16 protein-coding genes are annotated in these 15,913 nt (G+C 64.0%); 10 read left to right on the top strand and 6 right to left on the bottom strand.

Annotated elements, in window-relative coordinates:
* Window positions 1-31 precede the first annotated feature (31 nt).
* Entirely contained in the window at window positions 32-931 is a 900-nt protein-coding gene (argB, locus tag MQW79_RS09380) for an acetylglutamate kinase (RefSeq protein ID WP_476584235.1), read from the bottom strand.
* Window positions 932-1,111: 180 nt separating this feature from the next.
* Between argB and MQW79_RS09375 the strand changes: the two genes are divergently transcribed.
* Together MQW79_RS09375 and MQW79_RS09370 are read left to right on the top strand one after the other, a co-directional pair.
* The gene (locus tag MQW79_RS09375; RefSeq protein ID WP_476584234.1) at window positions 1,112-1,663 is read left to right on the top strand and encodes a sigma-70 family RNA polymerase sigma factor; all 552 of its coding nucleotides are present in this window, start codon (window positions 1,112-1,114) and stop codon (window positions 1,661-1,663) included.
* Window positions 1,660-2,364: an anti-sigma factor gene (locus MQW79_RS09370; RefSeq protein WP_476584233.1), complete on the top strand. Its 705-nt coding sequence runs from the start codon at window positions 1,660-1,662 to the stop codon at window positions 2,362-2,364. Before MQW79_RS09375 ends, MQW79_RS09370 begins: the two co-directional genes overlap by 4 nt.
* A 257-nt stretch (window positions 2,365-2,621) precedes the next feature.
* Here the strand turns inward: MQW79_RS09370 and tilS are convergent, their stop codons facing one another.
* The 3 genes from tilS to pal form a co-directional block, all read right to left on the bottom strand.
* Complete coding sequence (gene tilS / locus MQW79_RS09365) at window positions 2,622-3,896, bottom strand: tRNA lysidine(34) synthetase TilS (RefSeq protein WP_476584232.1); 1,275 nt, start codon at window positions 3,894-3,896, stop codon at window positions 2,622-2,624.
* The gene (gene ybgF / locus MQW79_RS09360; protein ID WP_476584231.1) at window positions 3,881-4,888 is read right to left on the bottom strand and encodes a tol-pal system protein YbgF; all 1,008 of its coding nucleotides are present in this window, start codon (window positions 4,886-4,888) and stop codon (window positions 3,881-3,883) included. Before ybgF ends, tilS begins: the two co-directional genes overlap by 16 nt.
* A 166-nt stretch (window positions 4,889-5,054) precedes the next feature.
* A complete protein-coding gene (gene pal, locus MQW79_RS09355; protein WP_476588209.1) occupies window positions 5,055-5,519 on the bottom strand; it encodes a peptidoglycan-associated lipoprotein Pal in 465 nt (154 codons plus the stop codon).
* A 382-nt stretch (window positions 5,520-5,901) separates the two neighbouring features.
* Here pal and MQW79_RS09350 point away from each other — a divergent pair, with 382 nt between their 5' ends.
* Window positions 5,902-7,104, top strand: coding sequence for a phosphoglycerate kinase (locus MQW79_RS09350; protein WP_476588163.1), 1,203 nt, complete (start codon window positions 5,902-5,904; stop codon window positions 7,102-7,104).
* Between the two features lie 158 nt (window positions 7,105-7,262).
* Here MQW79_RS09350 and MQW79_RS09345 read toward each other — a convergent pair whose 3' ends face one another.
* Window positions 7,263-8,093 (bottom strand): aldo/keto reductase, encoded by an 831-nt coding sequence (locus MQW79_RS09345; protein WP_476588162.1) that lies wholly within the window; start codon window positions 8,091-8,093, stop codon window positions 7,263-7,265.
* Window positions 8,094-8,304: 211 nt separating this feature from the next.
* Between MQW79_RS09345 and MQW79_RS09340 the strand changes: the two genes are divergently transcribed.
* The 7 genes from MQW79_RS09340 (at window position 8,305) to MQW79_RS09310 (ending at window position 15,365) form a co-directional block, all read left to right on the top strand.
* A complete protein-coding gene (locus MQW79_RS09340; RefSeq protein WP_476588161.1) occupies window positions 8,305-9,333 on the top strand; it encodes a class I fructose-bisphosphate aldolase in 1,029 nt (342 codons plus the stop codon).
* Window positions 9,334-9,568: 235 nt separating this feature from the next.
* Complete coding sequence (locus MQW79_RS09335; RefSeq protein WP_476588160.1) at window positions 9,569-10,174, top strand: thiamine phosphate synthase; 606 nt, start codon at window positions 9,569-9,571, stop codon at window positions 10,172-10,174.
* Window positions 10,171-11,304 (top strand): tetratricopeptide repeat protein, encoded by a 1,134-nt coding sequence (locus MQW79_RS09330; protein ID WP_476588159.1) that lies wholly within the window; start codon window positions 10,171-10,173, stop codon window positions 11,302-11,304. Before MQW79_RS09335 ends, MQW79_RS09330 begins: the two co-directional genes overlap by 4 nt.
* A 120-nt stretch (window positions 11,305-11,424) precedes the next feature.
* Window positions 11,425-12,219, top strand: coding sequence for an inositol monophosphatase family protein (locus tag MQW79_RS09325; protein ID WP_476588158.1), 795 nt, complete (start codon window positions 11,425-11,427; stop codon window positions 12,217-12,219).
* A 63-nt stretch (window positions 12,220-12,282) separates the two neighbouring features.
* Window positions 12,283-13,218 carry an ABC transporter substrate-binding protein gene (locus MQW79_RS09320; protein ID WP_476588157.1) on the top strand — a complete coding sequence of 312 codons (936 nt, stop codon included), beginning with the start codon at window positions 12,283-12,285 and terminating at the stop codon, window positions 13,216-13,218.
* Window positions 13,219-13,353: 135 nt separating this feature from the next.
* On the top strand, window positions 13,354-14,340 hold the full coding sequence (locus MQW79_RS09315; protein ID WP_476588156.1) for a flagellar motor protein MotA: 987 nt from the start codon (window positions 13,354-13,356) through the stop codon (window positions 14,338-14,340).
* Complete coding sequence (locus MQW79_RS09310; protein ID WP_476588155.1) at window positions 14,340-15,365, top strand: peptidoglycan -binding protein; 1,026 nt, start codon at window positions 14,340-14,342, stop codon at window positions 15,363-15,365. The genes MQW79_RS09315 and MQW79_RS09310 overlap by 1 nt, the downstream gene beginning before the upstream one ends.
* A gap of 231 nt (window positions 15,366-15,596) precedes the next feature.
* Here MQW79_RS09310 and MQW79_RS09305 read toward each other — a convergent pair whose 3' ends face one another.
* The gene (locus tag MQW79_RS09305) at window positions 15,597-15,878 is read right to left on the bottom strand and encodes a hypothetical protein (protein WP_476588154.1); all 282 of its coding nucleotides are present in this window, start codon (window positions 15,876-15,878) and stop codon (window positions 15,597-15,599) included.
* Between the last annotated feature and the right edge of the window lie 35 nt (window positions 15,879-15,913).

Raw genomic sequence — 15,913 nt, 5'->3', positions numbered from 1 at the left:
TGCCACAAGGCTAAAAGGCTTTTGCGCGCCCTCAGCGCACAATGAGTGTGCCGGCGCCGAACTCGGTAAAGAGTTCGACCAGCACCACATGGGGCTGCTTGCCGTTGAGGATGACGACACCCTCGACGCCATTGTCGAGGGCTTCGAGGCAGGTTTCGACCTTGGGGATCATGCCGCCGGAAATCGTGCCATCGGCGATCAGCGCCTTGGCGTCACGCACGGTCAGTTCCGGGATCAGCTTGCCATCGCGGTCAAGCACGCCGGGAACGTCGGTGAGGAACAGCAGGCGCTTGGCGCCGAGCGAGCCGGCAATGGCGCCGGCAAAGGTATCGGCATTGATATTGTAGGTATTGCCATCGCGGCCCGGGGCCACGGGGGCGATGACCGGGATCATTTCGGAGCGGGCGAGCAGATCGAGCAAGGTGCGGTCGACCTCCACCGGCTCGCCGACAAAACCCAGATCGAGCACGCGCTCGATATTGGAGGTCGGGTCGATGACCTTCTTTTCGGCCTTCCTGGCAAACACCATGTTGCCGTCCTTGCCGCACAGGCCAATGGCCCACTCGCCCTCGGCATTGATCAGCGCCACGATTTCCTTGTTGATGGAGCCGGCCAGCACCATCTCGACGATTTCCATGGTCCGCGCATCGGTGACGCGCAGGCCGCCCTCGAACTTGGATTCGATGCCCAGATTCTTGAGCATGGAGGCGATCTGCGGGCCGCCGCCATGGACCACGATCGGGTTGACCTTGGATTGCTTGAGCAGGGCGATGTCGCGGGCAAAGGCCTGGCCGAGCTTGAGATCGCCCATGGCATGGCCACCATATTTCACCACGACGGTCTTGCCCTCATAGCGCTGCATGTAGGGCAGGGCCTGGGCGAGGATGCCGGCGTCGTGGCTGAACCGGTCGGTGGACGCTTGATCGGTCATGGTGGTTGGCGGCTCCCTCAAAAGGCCTCGTCGTTCGGGAAAAAGGGTCTAGTCGATTTCGGGTTCCGATGAAACGGCTTTGGCCCAAGTTTTTTGAGCCGGGGTGATCCGATCGCCGCAGTCTTTCGTTTAACCATCGGATCGTAGAGTGGGGTTTCCATGCGGGAGGAGGGCCGAACCATGGCCACTGCACAGGCCAGCGCCGAGATTGCCGAGTTGATCGCCCGTTGTTCGCTCAGGGATCGGAGCGCCTTTCGCCTGCTCTATGATCGCACCAGCGCGAAACTCTTCGGCGTGGTGCTGCGTATCTTGAAAAGCCGAGCGGAGGCCGAGGAGGCCATTCAGGAGGTGTATATCAAGATCTGGCAGCGTGCCGATCGTTACGTCGCCGGGAATTATTCCCCGATCAGCTGGCTGGTGGCCATTGCCCGCAATCATGCATTGGACATGTTGCGGGCGCGCCGTCCGTCGGGTGATGATCTGGACGTGGCGCTCGAGGTCGCCGATGCCGCGCCCGATCCAGAGCGGATGACCGAAGCGAGCGAAGACGGCGCGCGCATTGCTGCGTGTCTTGCACAGCTGGACGAGGACAAGGCCGAGGCGGTGCGCGGGGCCTATCTCGACGGCTATAGTTACGAGGAGCTGGCGCAGCGCTTTGCCGTGCCGCTCAACACGATGAGAACCTGGCTGCGGCGCAGCCTTATCCGACTGAGAGAGTGTCTGACGGCATGAGCGGGGATAGTGACCATATCGAGCAGGATCGGCGCGGCGCGCTGGTGGCCGAATATGTCCTGGGCCTCCTGGGCCCCGAGGCCCATGACCGGGTCGGCCGGCAAATCGACGCGGATCCGGCGCTGCAGCGCGAGCGCGATTTCTGGCTTGCCCGCTTTGCGGCGCTCGATGGAGAATTTGCCGAAGTAACGCCGCCGGCCCACGTGCTTGAGCGGCTGGAGGCACGCCTTTTCGGCGCAGAGACCAAGCCGTCGCTGTGGAACAGCCTGGCCCTCTGGCGCGGCATTTCGGCGGGCGCGATTGCGGTGGCCGTGGCCGCCATAGGTTTCACCCTGATGCAGCCGGCCCCCAGCGTCTCGACGCTGGCCACGCAGCTTGTTGCGGCGCTCGGCGCCGAGGGCAGCGACGTGCAGTTCCTAGCGCTTTATGACGGCCAGGGCACGGTGCGGCTGACGGCCCTGTCGGGCGACGTGCCCAGCGACCAGGATCTGGAACTCTGGGCCATACAGGGTGGTGGCGATCCCATTTCCATGGGCGTGATCCCGGTCAATCAACGCTCCGAGGTCACGGTTTCCGAAGAGGTCATGGCGGGCTGGGGCGAAGGCTCGGTGCTGGCCATCACGCTCGAACCCAAGGGCGGCGCGCCAGAAGGCAAGCCGACCGGCCCGGTCGTCGCCTCGGGTGAAGTGCACCAGATCTAGGGCAGATCTACCACGTACTCGATGCCGCCCTCGGGCTCGACCCGAGGGCCACTCGCAACATCGCGATTGTATCGGCTGGTCCTTGGGTCATGCCCGATGGCGGCCGCGCGCTGATGGCCCTCAATCGATCATGAAGACCAGGATACGCCCCAAACCCGATGTCATACCGGCGAAGGCCGGTATCCGTTTTGCGGTCTCAGCATGGACCCCGGCCTTCGCCGGGATGACTTCGTGGAGTAGGGGCATCGGTGCCCCAATCAATCGATCAGCAGTTCGACCTTCACCCGCTCATCAAACGACCAGCCGCCAAGAGCGAGGATTCCGCCCTCGGCATCGCGCACCAGGGGCGCGGTGCGGATGGCTTCGGCGGGGGTTGTCACCTTGAAGCCGAGGAAATCCTCGAGCCGGTGGCGCGGCATGAAGTCCGTGGCGCCGGCGACGAGGTCCTTGTCGTCAGAGACATTGGTGATGAGGAACCGCTGATCCCAGACGAGGGGTGCGCGGGGCTGGAGAATGATGTTCTCGGGCAGCGCCCGCCCGGGTTCGCGCGACACCGACAAGGTCTCGCCCTTGAGCCTGACCACCGCCCCGAGCAGGGTTGCCGCCCGTGGCAGTTCGCCTTCGGCGATCTGGTCATAAAGGCGCTCGACCTGTCCCAAGGCCCGCGGCTTCTGCCGGCCGCCGACAATGTTGAGCACGCGTCCCAGCAGGCGCCGGCCGATGGCGGGGCTGAGCGACGCAAACGTGGCACGGGGCAGGCTGGCGGCGCCAAAGCCATCGAGCGTGACCAGTTCGGCAAAGGCGGCCTCGGCCATCTGGATCAAGGCGGCGTCGGCTTCGGCCATGCGGAGCGCGAGGCGCGCGAGGGCGGCACTGTCCAGGCCTTCGGCGGCCAGGGCGGGCAGCAGCTTGCGCCAGCGCACGCGTTCGTAGGTGGGGTCTTCGTTGGAAGGATCGCGGGCGGGGGTGAGGCCTGCTTCCGCCACAAGGGCAGAAAGGCTGGCCGGTTCGACATCGAGCAGCGGCCGGAAGACAGATACGCCCTCGACCTGGCTCAGCGTGGTCATGGCCTTGAGCCCTTCAATGCCGCTGCCATGAGCGAGCCGCATCAGGACCGTTTCGGCCTGATCGCCGCGATGATGGGCGGTCAGCAGCAGCGTGGCGCCATCGGCCTGCATAGCCTTGCCGATCAGGCGGTAGCGCGCCTGTCTGGCGGCTTCCTGCAGGCCGGTCTCGGGCTTTTCGCCGGTCCAGGCTAGGGCGCGTGCCACAAGGCCCAGCCGCTCGGCTTCGGCCATCACCAAAGCGACCTCGTCCGGGGCCTCGGCTCGAAGGCCATGATCGAGGCTGTAGACCACCAGCGCCGGTGGCGCCGCGAGCGAGGCGGCCCAACGCTGGGCCAGCAGCATAAGGGCGAGGCTGTCGGGTCCGCCTGATACGGCCAGGCCCAGCACCTTGTGCTCCGCGGCCGGCGCGAAGAGTCGCGCCAGCACATCGGGATCGCCCAGATCGGGCGTCAGGCCGGCGGACATTCAGCCTTGGCCTTTTCCTCTGCCAGCCGGGTCTGGAAAGCGGGAATGGTGTTAGGATAGCGGGTCGAGACTTCCGCGAAGGTGCGGCAGGCTGTTTCTCTCTCGCCCACACCCGCCAGCGACACGCCCAGCTTCAAAAGCAGGTCAGGCGCACGCGGATGGTCGGGGTTCTTCTGGTAGGCATCGACCAGGACATCGGCCGCTTCTGCATAGCCGCCGCGGGCAATCATGGCTTCGCCCAGCCAGTTGCTGGCATCCATCACCTGGGCATTGTCGGGGTAGAGATCGATGAACTGGGCAAATTGCTGTTCAGCGAAATCATAGTCGCCGGCCACCAGGGCCTCATAGCCGGCCCGATATTGTGCGTCCGCATCCGGATTGCCGGTGGCGGCCGTGGCCGGATTGTAGCTCAGGTCGAGCGGCTGGCCGGTGATCAGGTCAACACCGCCTGGTCGTCCCGTACCCACCAGCGGGTCACCCGATGCGGGCAGGGAGCCATCGTCGAAGGTCGGATCGAACTCAACCTCGCCGGGCAGGGGCTGCACGCCCTGCTCGGGTATATCGGTCAGCGGGACGTCGGATTCAGTGGCTGCGGGGTCCTGCGGCAACGCCTCGGGCTGCGTCGCGCTGCCCGGTTGGGTTGCCGCATCAGTTTTTCCCCCGGCACCGCCTTCCAGCGCCTGGAAGCGGAACTCGGCGTCTTCCTGGAAGCGGTTGAGGATTTCCTGCAACTGGGTGAGCTGGAAGGTCAGGCCTTCTACCTGGCCGTTGAGCAGGCGGATCTGCTCTTCGAGCTGCTGGATGCGCACCATCTGCTGGGCGCTATCGGCCTGGGCGACCAGAATGCGCCCACCATCATTGTTGTAAGTGAGGCCGCTCAGTTCGCCGGGCGGGAAAATGGTCTGCGCGTTGACGGCAGGGGCGGCCGTGAAGCCGACGCCGAGCGCGCAGAGCGCCGCGCGCCCGAGTTTGGAAATTCTAGATAGCGACAAGCCTGCCTCCGATGCTGCCAGTGTCCGGCCAAGATGGGTATTCTTGTTCCGGCGATAAAGGCCAATTTTGGTGAAAAGAAAGCGCCCGGGCCATTTTATGGCTCCGGGCGCTCTTGCCTCCAGTTTGCACTGGAAGGGGTGGCTGCCGTTGCGGCAACCGCGATCGTTACTGGACGACGGTGACCGCGCGGCGGTTCTGGCTCCAGCAGGAAATGTCGTTACAGATCGCCACCGGACGTTCCTTGCCGAAGGACTGGGTGGTGATGCGCTGGGCATTGACGCCCTTGGAGACAAGGTAATTGACGACGACCGAACCACGGCGTGCGCCAAGGGCGATATTGTATTCGCGGGTGCCGCGCTCGTCGGCATGGCCTTCGATCATGACGCGGTAGTTGGCATACTGGTTGAGCCAGGCGGCCTGCTTGTCGAGCGTGGCCATGGCTTCGGCGGTGAGCGAGCTGGAATCAGTTTCGAAGAAGACGCGGTCACCGACGGTGACGATGAATTCCTGCTGGCTACCCGGAGCGCCTGCCCCGGTATTGCCGACGCCGGTCAGGCCGACATTGTCCGTGGCGCTACGCGAACAGGCGGCGATGACCATGACGAACAGCAGCATGCCTGCGGCACGCATTGCGGTGGAGATGGGGGCGGGGATGACCAAGGTAGGCTCCTAAGAGAAAGGCAACAATCTTAAGCGCAGCATTTACCGCGCTTAATCTTAAAAGCCGGTGTGCCGGAATGGTTAATCTTTGCCTATTGGGGCGCGGATGTGGCGGAAATCCGGGCTTTTTTGTGGCGTTGCCATGCTGCAACAGGGCAGTGCGCGGGCGGCGTTAAGGTTAAGCCAGTGCATGCTTTTGTTCCAACCAACCGGCGCAGCTCGCCACATTTGCCTGTCTGGCATCGCCCGGCGGCCGATGACGGCGACGCGCTTTTTTGCGGTGCCTGCTTTCGCCGGACGTGGCACTCTGGTAACCCACGGCGCGACACTATCCCAAGGCGGAGGCAGCACAATGGGCAATGGCTTCAAGACCCTCGACGAACTCGATCTGACGGGCAAGCGCGTGCTCCTGCGGGCCGATCTCAATGTGCCGGTTGCCGAGGGCAAGGTCAGCGATGCCACTCGTATCGAACGCCTGGTGCCCACCATCCGCGAAATCGTCAAGAAGGATGGCAAGGCGATCCTCCTCAGCCATTTCGGCCGCCCCAAGGGCAAGGTCGATCCGGAATTCTCGCTCGAGCAGGTCTGCGTGTCCGTTGCCAACGAGACCGGTCATCCGGTCGGCTTCGTGGCCACCGACTGGGTCGATGTGAGTGCCGCCAGGGCCGCCATCGACGAAGCCCCGGCCGGCTCGGTCCTGGTGCTCGAAAATACCCGCTTCCATCCGGGCGAGGAAGCGAACGACATCGAGCTGGCCAAGCGCATGGCCGAACTGGGTGACGTCTATGTGAACGACGCCTTTTCCGCCGCACATCGCGCCCATGCTTCGACCGAGGCGCTGGCGCATCTGCTGCCAGCCGCAGCGGGCCTCGCCATGCAGGCCGAACTCGAAGCCCTCGAGTCGGGTCTGGGCAAGCCCAAACGGCCGGTCGTCGCCATCGTTGGCGGTGCAAAAGTCTCGTCCAAGATCGACCTGCTCGAAAACCTGGTCACCAAGGTCGATGGCCTGGTCATCGGCGGCGGCATGGCCAATACATTCCTGTTCGCCCAGGGGCACGGCGTGGGCAAGTCGCTCTGCGAGAAGGATCTCGCCGATACCGCCCGCCGCATCATGGACAAGGCCGAAAAGGCCAATTGCGCCATCATCCTGCCCATCGACGTGGTTGTCTCCTGGCACTTCAAGGCCCATTCGCCGACCCGGCTCTATGGCGTGGATGCGGTCGACCCCGATGGCATGATCCTCGATATCGGCCCGTCCTCGATCGAGCGCATCAATGGCGCCATCGACGATGCCCATACCGTGGTCTGGAACGGGCCGGTCGGCGCTTTCGAAATGGAGCCGTTCGACGCCGGTACGGTCGCCATTGCCCAGCATGTCGCCAAGCGCACGCATGACGGACACCTGGTCTCGGTGGCCGGCGGCGGCGACACGGTCAGCGCGGTGGCCCATGCCGGCGTCAAGGACAAGCTCACCTATGTGTCGACAGCCGGCGGCGCCTTCCTCGAATGGATGGAAGGCAAGCCGCTACCGGGCGTGGAAGCGCTGAAGAAGTAGGGGTGAAGGGGGCATTTCCCCGCCGCTCCAAACTCAGTGTTCTTCGTCATTGCCGGGCTTGTCCCGGCAATCCAACTCTTCGCAAGCATGGACCACCGGGACAAGCCCGGTGGTGACGATGGGGCAGAGGCCAGAGGTCAAATAGTCGGAGACCGGGCCTAGAACTGCGCCGTCAGCGGGTCCGACCCGATCCGGCCATCCGCGGCATCGAGCCCGGCAATCGCGGCCTTGTCCGCGTCGCTCAGCGTAAAATCGAAGACATCGAAATTTTCGATGATGCGGCTTGGTGTCACCGATTTGGGGATCACCACCAGTCCCAGGTCGAGATGCCAGCGGATGATCACCTGGGCCGGAGTCTTGCCATGGCGGGCGGCGATTGCGCCGATCACCGGGTCATCAAGCACCTGGCCCTGACCCAGGGGACTCCAGCTTTCCGTGACCACGCCGAGCTTCTCATGCTTTTCCCGCATTGCCCGCTGCTGGAAACGCGGATGGAGCTGGATCTGGTTGATGGCCGGCGTGACCCCGGTCTCGCGGATCAGGTCGTCGATATAGTTTCCCTCGAAATTGGAGACGCCGATGGAACGGGCCTTGCCGTCTTCCTTGAGGCGGACCAGCGCTTTCCAGGTCTCGACATATTTGCCGCGATAGGCCGAGGGCCAGTGGATGAGATAGAGGTCGACATAGTCGGTCCCCAGGCGCTTGAGGCTCTGGTCCATGGCGCGCAATGTCTCGTCAAAGCCCTGATCGTCATTCCACACCTTTGTGGTGAGGAAGATGTCTGCGCGATCGACACCCGAGGCGCGCATGCCTTTGCCCACGCCCTCCTCGTTCTGATAGACGGCGGCGGTGTCGATATGGCGATAGCCGGTCCTGAGGGCGGTGCTGACCGCCTCGACAGCAACGTCATCAGGGGTGCGCCATACGCCCAGTCCAAGCTGGGGAATCGAGCGGCCATCATTGAAGCTCACGTGCGGTTGCGTGCTCATCTTGTTATCCTGACTGTGTGTGATTTTGGCGCCGTAACGCCCACGGATCATCGTCAACCTACGATGGAGTTAGGGAAATTCCAAGCCCGCCAATTCGTTCCCGGCAATCTTCCATACAAGATGCGCCTTTCGTCTCATAACCGGAGGTCTAATCGAAAGCAGGGTAACGAAAGTCTAATCTCGGGGCAGTCCAATTCGAGGTTCAGACGCCATGACCAAGTCGCTCAATGCCATCGCCCAGAAACTGATGACACCCGGCATGGGCATTCTTGCCGCCGATGAATCCGAGGGCACGATCGGCAAGCGCTTCTCCAAGATCAACCTGCCCAATACGCTGGATCTGCGCCGCGACTATCGCGAAATGCTGTTCGGTGCCACCGAGGCCATGCAGCGCTATATTTCGGGCGTCATCCTCACCGAGGAAACCCTCAAGCAGGAAGCGGCCGACGGCAAGCCGTTCCGCGCCATCCTCGCCGATGCCGATGTCATTCCCGGCATCAAGGTTGACCGCGGCGCCTTCCCGATGCCGGGCGAGGGCGGCGAGAAGATCACCGAGGGTCTCGATGGCCTGCGTCAGCGCCTCGAGCACTATGCCGAGCTCGGGGCCGGCTTTGCCAAGTGGCGCGCCGTCATCACCATCAATGACATTGCCCCCACCCGCAACAATATCCGCGCCAATGCCCATGTGCTGGCCCGCTATGCCATGCTCTGCCAGGAAGCCGGCATTGTGCCGATCGTCGAGCCGGAAGTGGTGGGCGATGGCGAGCCGGGCAATCACTCGCTCGAACGCTGCGCCCAGGTGACCGGGGACGTTCTCGAAAATGTGTTCAAGGAACTGCGCCTGGCCGGCGTCGACCTGGCGGGCATGCTTCTCAAGCCCAACATGATCCTGCCCGGCGTCAATTCGCGTGAACGCCCCAGCGTCGAGGAAGTGGCCCGCCGCACGGTGGAAGTGCTCAAGGAACATGTGCCGGCGGCCGTTCCGGGCATTGCCTTCCTCTCCGGCGGTCAGACCGACGAGGAAGCCACCGCACACCTTTCGGCCATGAACCGCATCAGCGGCAAGCCGTGGCCGATGACCTTCTCCTATGGCCGCGCGCTCCAGAATGTGGCCCTCCGGACCTGGGCCGGCCGTCGCGAGAATTTCAATGCGGCCCGCCAGGCTTTCGCCCATCGCGCCCACATGAACTCGCTCGCTGCCATTGGCGAGTGGAACAACGCGCTCGATCGGGCTGCCTGAGCCTTTCTCCCCGCGATCTCCCAACGTCGCGGTTCGACGCGCGCTTCCTCGTGAAGCGCGCGTTTTTCGTTCTGCCCTCGGCCATTGCCTGACCGGGGTGCATCCCCTATTGAGGCATGTCCCTTTCTTGCCAAAATGGCATTCTAGGGAGCGCTTCCGGCAAGGGTGGCTGTCCCTTGCCTTCAGGAAGGGCGACAGACCCAGAATGACAGCGTCGTCTTCACCCAGGTATAAAATGGCTCCACAGCTCTACCTCGTTACGCCCGAAACCCCCAATCTGGAGCAGTTTCCGCGCCAGCTCATGGGCGTTCTGTCGGGCCCTGAAGTGGCCGCCCTGCTGGTGCGGCGTGGCGGTCTCGACGACGTGGGCTTTGCGACACTGGCCGAGCGGCTGATCCAGATCGGACAGGCGGCGGGTGCGGCCGTGCTGATCGAGGACGATGTCGATCTGGCGAGAAGCCTTGGCGCCGATGGCGTGCATGTCACCTCGGGTGGGGTCAAGGCGCTGCGCGCGGCCATCGCAGCGCTCAAGCCCGACGGCATTGTCGGCGCCGGCAATGTGCGCAGCCGCCATGACGCCATGAGCTTTGGCGAGCTCGATGTCGACTATGTCTTTTTCGGTCCGCTGGGCGGAACGACCGATCCGCAGGCGGCCGAACTGGCCCAGTGGTGGGTGGAAACGTTCGAAGTGCCCGCCGTCTATTCCGATCCGGCCGCCGAAACCGCGCTGGTCGAGGCCACCACCGCAGAATTCATCGCGCTCTCGGACTGCGTGTGGGCCGCGCAGGACGCGAGCCTGGTACTGGCGGGCTTCGACCAGGCGGTGAAGGCCTCGACATGAAGCTGATCCGTCCCCTAGCCATCGCATTCATGTGCGGGCTGAGCCTTCCGGCCCTGGCACAGAACAATGCCGCCGATGCGATCAGCAATGACGTCTTTGGTCCGCGCGTGCCAGTCGACTATGCCTTTGGCGCCTTCCAGCGCGGCTACTATCTGACAGCGCTGGAACTGGCTCTGCCGCGCGCCGAGCAGGGGGATGCCGCGGCCCAGACACTGATTGCGGAGCTTTATGCGCGCGGGCTGGGCGTGGTGCAGAACGCCGAGCGGGCCGCCGGCTGGTACCAGCTGGCCTCGAAAAACGGCGACCGGCTGGCAACGTTCGAGCTGGGCATGCTCTATCAGGCGGGCACCGGCGTGCCGCGCAACCGGCAACGGGCGGCGGAACTGTTCAAGGCCTCGGCCGAGGCCGGCTATATCCCGGCCAAGTACAATCTGGCTTTGCTGCATGTGGAAGGTGTCTATGCCGAGCCGAGCCTGTCGAGGGCGGCGACGCTGATGAAGGAAGCGGCCGATGCCGAGCTGCCAGAAGCGCTCTATGACTACGGCGCCATGCTGCTTGAAGGGGCGGGTGTCGCGCCCGATCTGGCCGAGGGCGCGCGCTACATGCGCCTTGCTGCCGAAGCAGGTCTGGCCGATGCCCAGGTCGACTACGCGACCTTGCTTTATCTCGGGCAGGGCGTGACCCGCGACATCGCCGAGGCCGCCCGCTGGTATGGCATTGCCGCGCAGAATGGCAGCGCAGTGGCACAGAACCGCTATGCCAAATTGCTGGCCGTGGGCGAGGGCGTTGACGTCAATCTCGAGGAAGCGGCGATGTGGCGGGCGGTGGCGCGCCGCCGGGGCCTGACGGATGCCGATCTGGACCGGCTGCTGGTTTCCATCGCCCCCGAGGCCCTGACCCGGGCCGAGGAGCGGGCGCGCTTCTGGCCATCGCCGCCGCCCAGCGCCGAGGCCCAGGTTCCCCCTGCCGAGGTGCAAGGTCCGCTGCTGCCAGCCCCGACCGATGCCGACAACGCACCCGCAAGGCCGGCCGAAGCCGGTGCGGAAGCAGCCGATGATGCGGCGCCGGCCGACGAGAGCGAGGCAGTGCCTTCCGAGGACGTGGTCGAGGGTGAAGCGCAAGACCCTTGAACCCATGGCGGTTCTGGGGCAATAAGCCCGCCACACTTCAATTGAGCGGCCACACACGCCGGCAGGCAGCCCCTTCTGCCCGCCCCCACCGGTCCGCATGAGCAAGCGAGCATTTAGCCAATGGCGCGTTCCGCCCTTCTCAACGTCATGGTCAGCGCCGCCATCAAGGCCGGCAAGTCGCTGTCGCGCGATTTCAACGAGGTCGAAAACCTGCAGGTCTCGCGCAAGGGACCGGCCGATTTCGTGTCCAAGGCCGATATTCGCGCCGAACAGATCGTTTATGACGAGCTGCGCAAGGCCCGCCCGACCTATGCCTTCCTGATGGAAGAGGGCGGCGAGGTTGCCGGCACCGACGGACAGCATACCTGGATCATCGACCCGCTCGATGGCACCACCAATTTCCTGCACGGCATTCCGCTGTTTGCCGTCGCCATTGCCCTGCAGCGCGGCGATGAGATCGTCGCCTCGGTGATCTACAACCCCATCATGGACGAGCTCTATACCGCCGAAAAGGGCGGCGGCGCGTGGCTCGCCGATACCAAGCGCCTGCGCGTGGCCGCCCGCCGGCACCTGTCCGATGCCGTGGTCTCGACCGGCATCAAGACGCAGGGAACCGGCAATGACACGCTGCAGCTGCGCCAGCTGGCGACGGTCAATCCGGCGGTCGCCGGTATCCGTCGCTCGGGCTCGATCTCGGTCGATATGGCCTGGCTTGCAGCCGGCCGTTTCGATGCCATCTGGGAAGCCGGCCTCAAGCCCTGGGATGTGGCGCCGGGCCTGCTGCTGGTCAAGGAAGCGGGCGGTCTCGTTTCCGACTTTGCCGGCACCACTGGCTCGGTCTGGAATGGCCAGATCGTTGCCGGCAACGAGACCCTACATGGCCAGCTGCTCAAGACGCTGCGCACCATCCAGTGATAAGTTGACTATATAAGTCAGCAAAAATACAACCCTCGGAGATTTTTCCTCCGGGGGTTTTTCATGTTTTTTCGCGCATCCATGCTGGCCGTTGCGGTCGCTGCAGTTGGTGTCTTTCCTGTGGCCGCGCAGGACACCGTCTTTCCGCTGACCGTCGAACATGCTCTGGGCGCGGTGACGGTTGAGGCGGCGCCCGAGCGCATCGTGGTGCTCAGCAATCGCGATGCCGATACCTTGCTGGCACTGGGCGTGCAGCCGGTGGCGATCCGCTCCATCTATAATTTCGAAAAGGGTGTTGGCCCGTGGGCCGAAAACCTGCTCACCAGCGAACTCACTGTTTGGGTCGGTCGCGAACTCAATTTCGAAGCCATCGCAGCGGCCGAGCCCGATCTCATCGTCTATGCGACATCGGGCGGCGACCAGGCCGAGTATGATCGTCTCAGCCAGATTGCCCCGACCCTATCGCTGCCCAAGGGCGCAGTACCATGGGGCGCCAAGGTCGACGAGTCGACCCTCGCCATTGCCGACGTATTGGGTCGCCGGGCGGAAGGCGAGGCGCTGCTGGCCGAGCTCGACGCCTATCTCGCAGAGGTTAAAGCCGCGCATCCCGAATTTGCCGGCAAGACCGCCAATTATCTCGACATCTATCCGGGCGGCATTGCCAGCTATGCCGACGATCACATCGTCAATGACGTGCTCTACACGATCGGCTTCTCGCCCATTGTCGGCGCTACCGACATTGCCGAGGGGGAGTCCTCGGTGGATGTTTCGGCCGAGTTGCTGCCGGATTATCTGGGCGATGTGAACCTGATCTTCCCCTACGGCCGGGCGCTGGACGAACTGATTGCCGAGACACCGACCCTGGGCACCGCCCCGCAGGCCGAGACCGGCGGGCTGATCATTCTGGACAACCTGGCTTTCTCCAACTCCTCCGTGGTCTCCATCCCCTATGCGCTGGACCAGCTGGTTCCTGAATTCAGCGCCGTGGTTGCCAAGTAAGCTTTGACGGGGCGGGTTTCCCGCCCCGATCCTGCCACAGCGTCTCGTTAACCTTTTCCATTGTCACGCCTTTCGACCGCCTCTAGACTCCAGAGCGGTTGATTTGCGGCGGCAGAGGGGCAAGGTTCGGCAAAGATGACGCAGAGTTACGATCCCTATCATCTCGCCAGTCCGGCCGTCTATCTGGTCAAGATCGTCATTTTCCTGGTGCTGGTGGGGCTCGTTGCCGCCATCCTCATCACCAATATCATCAGCTTTTTCTGGGCCAATCCGTTCATCAATTCGATGATCTTCTTTGCCCTGTTTGTTGGCATCTTCCTCAGTTTCCGGCAGATTTTCCGCCTGTTCCCGGAAGTGAAATGGGTCAATTCGCTGCAGGACGGCACCGCCACTTCGGTGCGTCCGCCCGTGCTGCTGGCGCCGGTGGCGGGCATCCTGCGCGAGCGCATCGGCGAGGCGGTCATTACCCCGTCCTCGATGCGCTCCATCCTCGATTCCGTTGGCAACCGGCTCGATGAAGCCAAGGATACCTCGCGCTACCTGACCGGGCTTCTCGTTTTCCTGGGCCTGATGGGCACCTTTTACGGCCTGCTCGAAACCGTCAGTTCGGTAGCCGGCGTCATCAATGCGCTCGATGTGACCTCGGCTGACTCCGCTTCGCTGTTCTCCAATCTCAAGGAAGGCCTCGCCGCGCCCCTTGGCGGCATGGGAACGGCCTTCTCGTCCTCGTTGTTTGGTCTGGCCGGATCGCTGATCCTGGGCTTTCTCGACCTGCAGACGAGCCAGGCGCAGAACGCCTTCTATACCGATCTCGAAGACTGGATGACCTCGATGACCGAGCTCGACCATCCGGTCAGCGCCATGCAAGCCAATGCCGGTGGACCGGAAATGCAGGCCATGTTCGAAAAACTGGGCGACAGCATGCAGAGCCGCGATTCCAGCCAGAACGCCATTCGGGCCATGGCCGAACTGGCGCGCGGCATTGACGGGTTGGTCAAGCATATCCGCACCGAGCAGGACGATTTGCGCAAATACATTACCGAGCAGGGCGAGACCAACAAGAAGCTGCGCGACCTGATCGAGGCTATGCTCAACGAAGCCGACAACGAGCGCCGGAACTGATGCCCGGAGCCCGCGCCCGCCGCAGACAGGAAGCCAATTACTGGCCCGGCTTTGTCGATGCCCTGTCGAGCCTCCTGCTCGTCATCATCTTCATGCTGTCGCTGTTCATGCTGACCCAGTTCTTCCTCGGGCAGGAAATCCAGGGCCGCGACACGGCGCTGGCGCGGCTCAATAGCCAGATCGCCGAATTGACGGACCTGTTGCAGCTCGAGCGCGCCAATTCGGATGACCTCACCGCGCAACTGGCGACGCTGACCGCGACGCTGGCCGGGGCGCAGTCGGAAAATGACGACCTCGCCAGCCAACTGGCCGGGATCGGTGCCGGGCTGGGAGATCGGGATTCCACCATTGCCGGGCTCGAATCAGACCTGCTGGCGGCCGAGCAGCTCTCCGACGAGGCCAATGCCCAGGTCGCCCTGCTCAACCAGCAGCTGGCGGCCCTGCGCACCCAGATCGGGGCGCTGGAAGCGGCGCTCGAGGCCTCGGAGACGCGTGACGCGGAGTCGCGTACCCAGATTGCCGATCTCGGGCGCCGGCTCAACCTGGCGCTGGCCCAGCGCGTGCAGGATCTGGCGCGCTATCGCTCCGACTTCTTCGGGCGCCTGCGGGAAATCCTCGAAGACCGCGCCGATGTGCGGGTGGTGGGGGACCGCTTCGTCTTCCAGTCCGAAGTGCTGTTCGATCCCGGCCAGGCCGATATCGACCCGGGTGGCACGCCGGAACTCGATGCGCTGGCCGACGCCATCCTGCAGCTCGAAACCGAGATCCCGCCCGATATCAACTGGGTGCTGCGCGTCGACGGGCATACCGACAGCCGCCCGATTTCCAATGAACGCTTCCCCTCCAACTGGGAGCTGTCGGCGGCGCGCGCCATCTCCGTGGCGCAGTATCTGGTCTCGAAGGGCGTGTCGCCGAACCGCCTGGTGGCTGCGGGCTTTGGCGAATTCACCCCGCTTGATCCGGGCGAGACCGAGGAAGCCTATCGCCGCAACCGGCGCATCGAGTTCAAGCTGACGGAGGGGTGATGTCCGACCCGCGCAAGGCGCGGGTCAAATTGCTCCGGTGGAGCAATTTGAGGACATCACGCCCTGAGCCATGCGAAACCCCGGGCAAGCGTTTCCCATACTCCGCGCCGCCCTCGGGCTTGACCCGAGGGCCATTCGAGGCGGGCGCCGAAGCTTCTGGTGGATGTGGTGGGCGGACCTCGGGTCCAGCCCGAGGGCGGCCTCTGGTGGGGAAAGCGGAGGTGCTAAGCTCTACACCACGCTGCCCACAATCGACCCCGCCAGGTAGATCACCGGCGATACCAGCGTCTGCCCGCCGAGACGCAGGAGGTCGTCGACCATGACATGCTTGGCAAATCCGTCGCTGGCCAGCGGGGCGATGCCCACCTGGGCGAGAATGCGCCCATGGCGCCAGATAAGGAAAGCCAGCATGGCCAGGGCCGGGAAGGGCAGCAGCCAGATCTGCTGTCCGAGGCCGATCGCCAGATAGGCGAGGGGCAGGCAGGCGCTCAGGCGTCTCGTGACATGGAACATAGTGCTGCCCCGTTTCTCGACGCTGCAGCCACTAC

The sequence above is a fragment of the Devosia sp. Micro-HW1 genome (assembly GCF_056341075.1).
The sequence above is the reverse complement of the archived record's forward strand: the minus strand, read 5'-3'. Positions and strand labels throughout refer to the sequence as shown.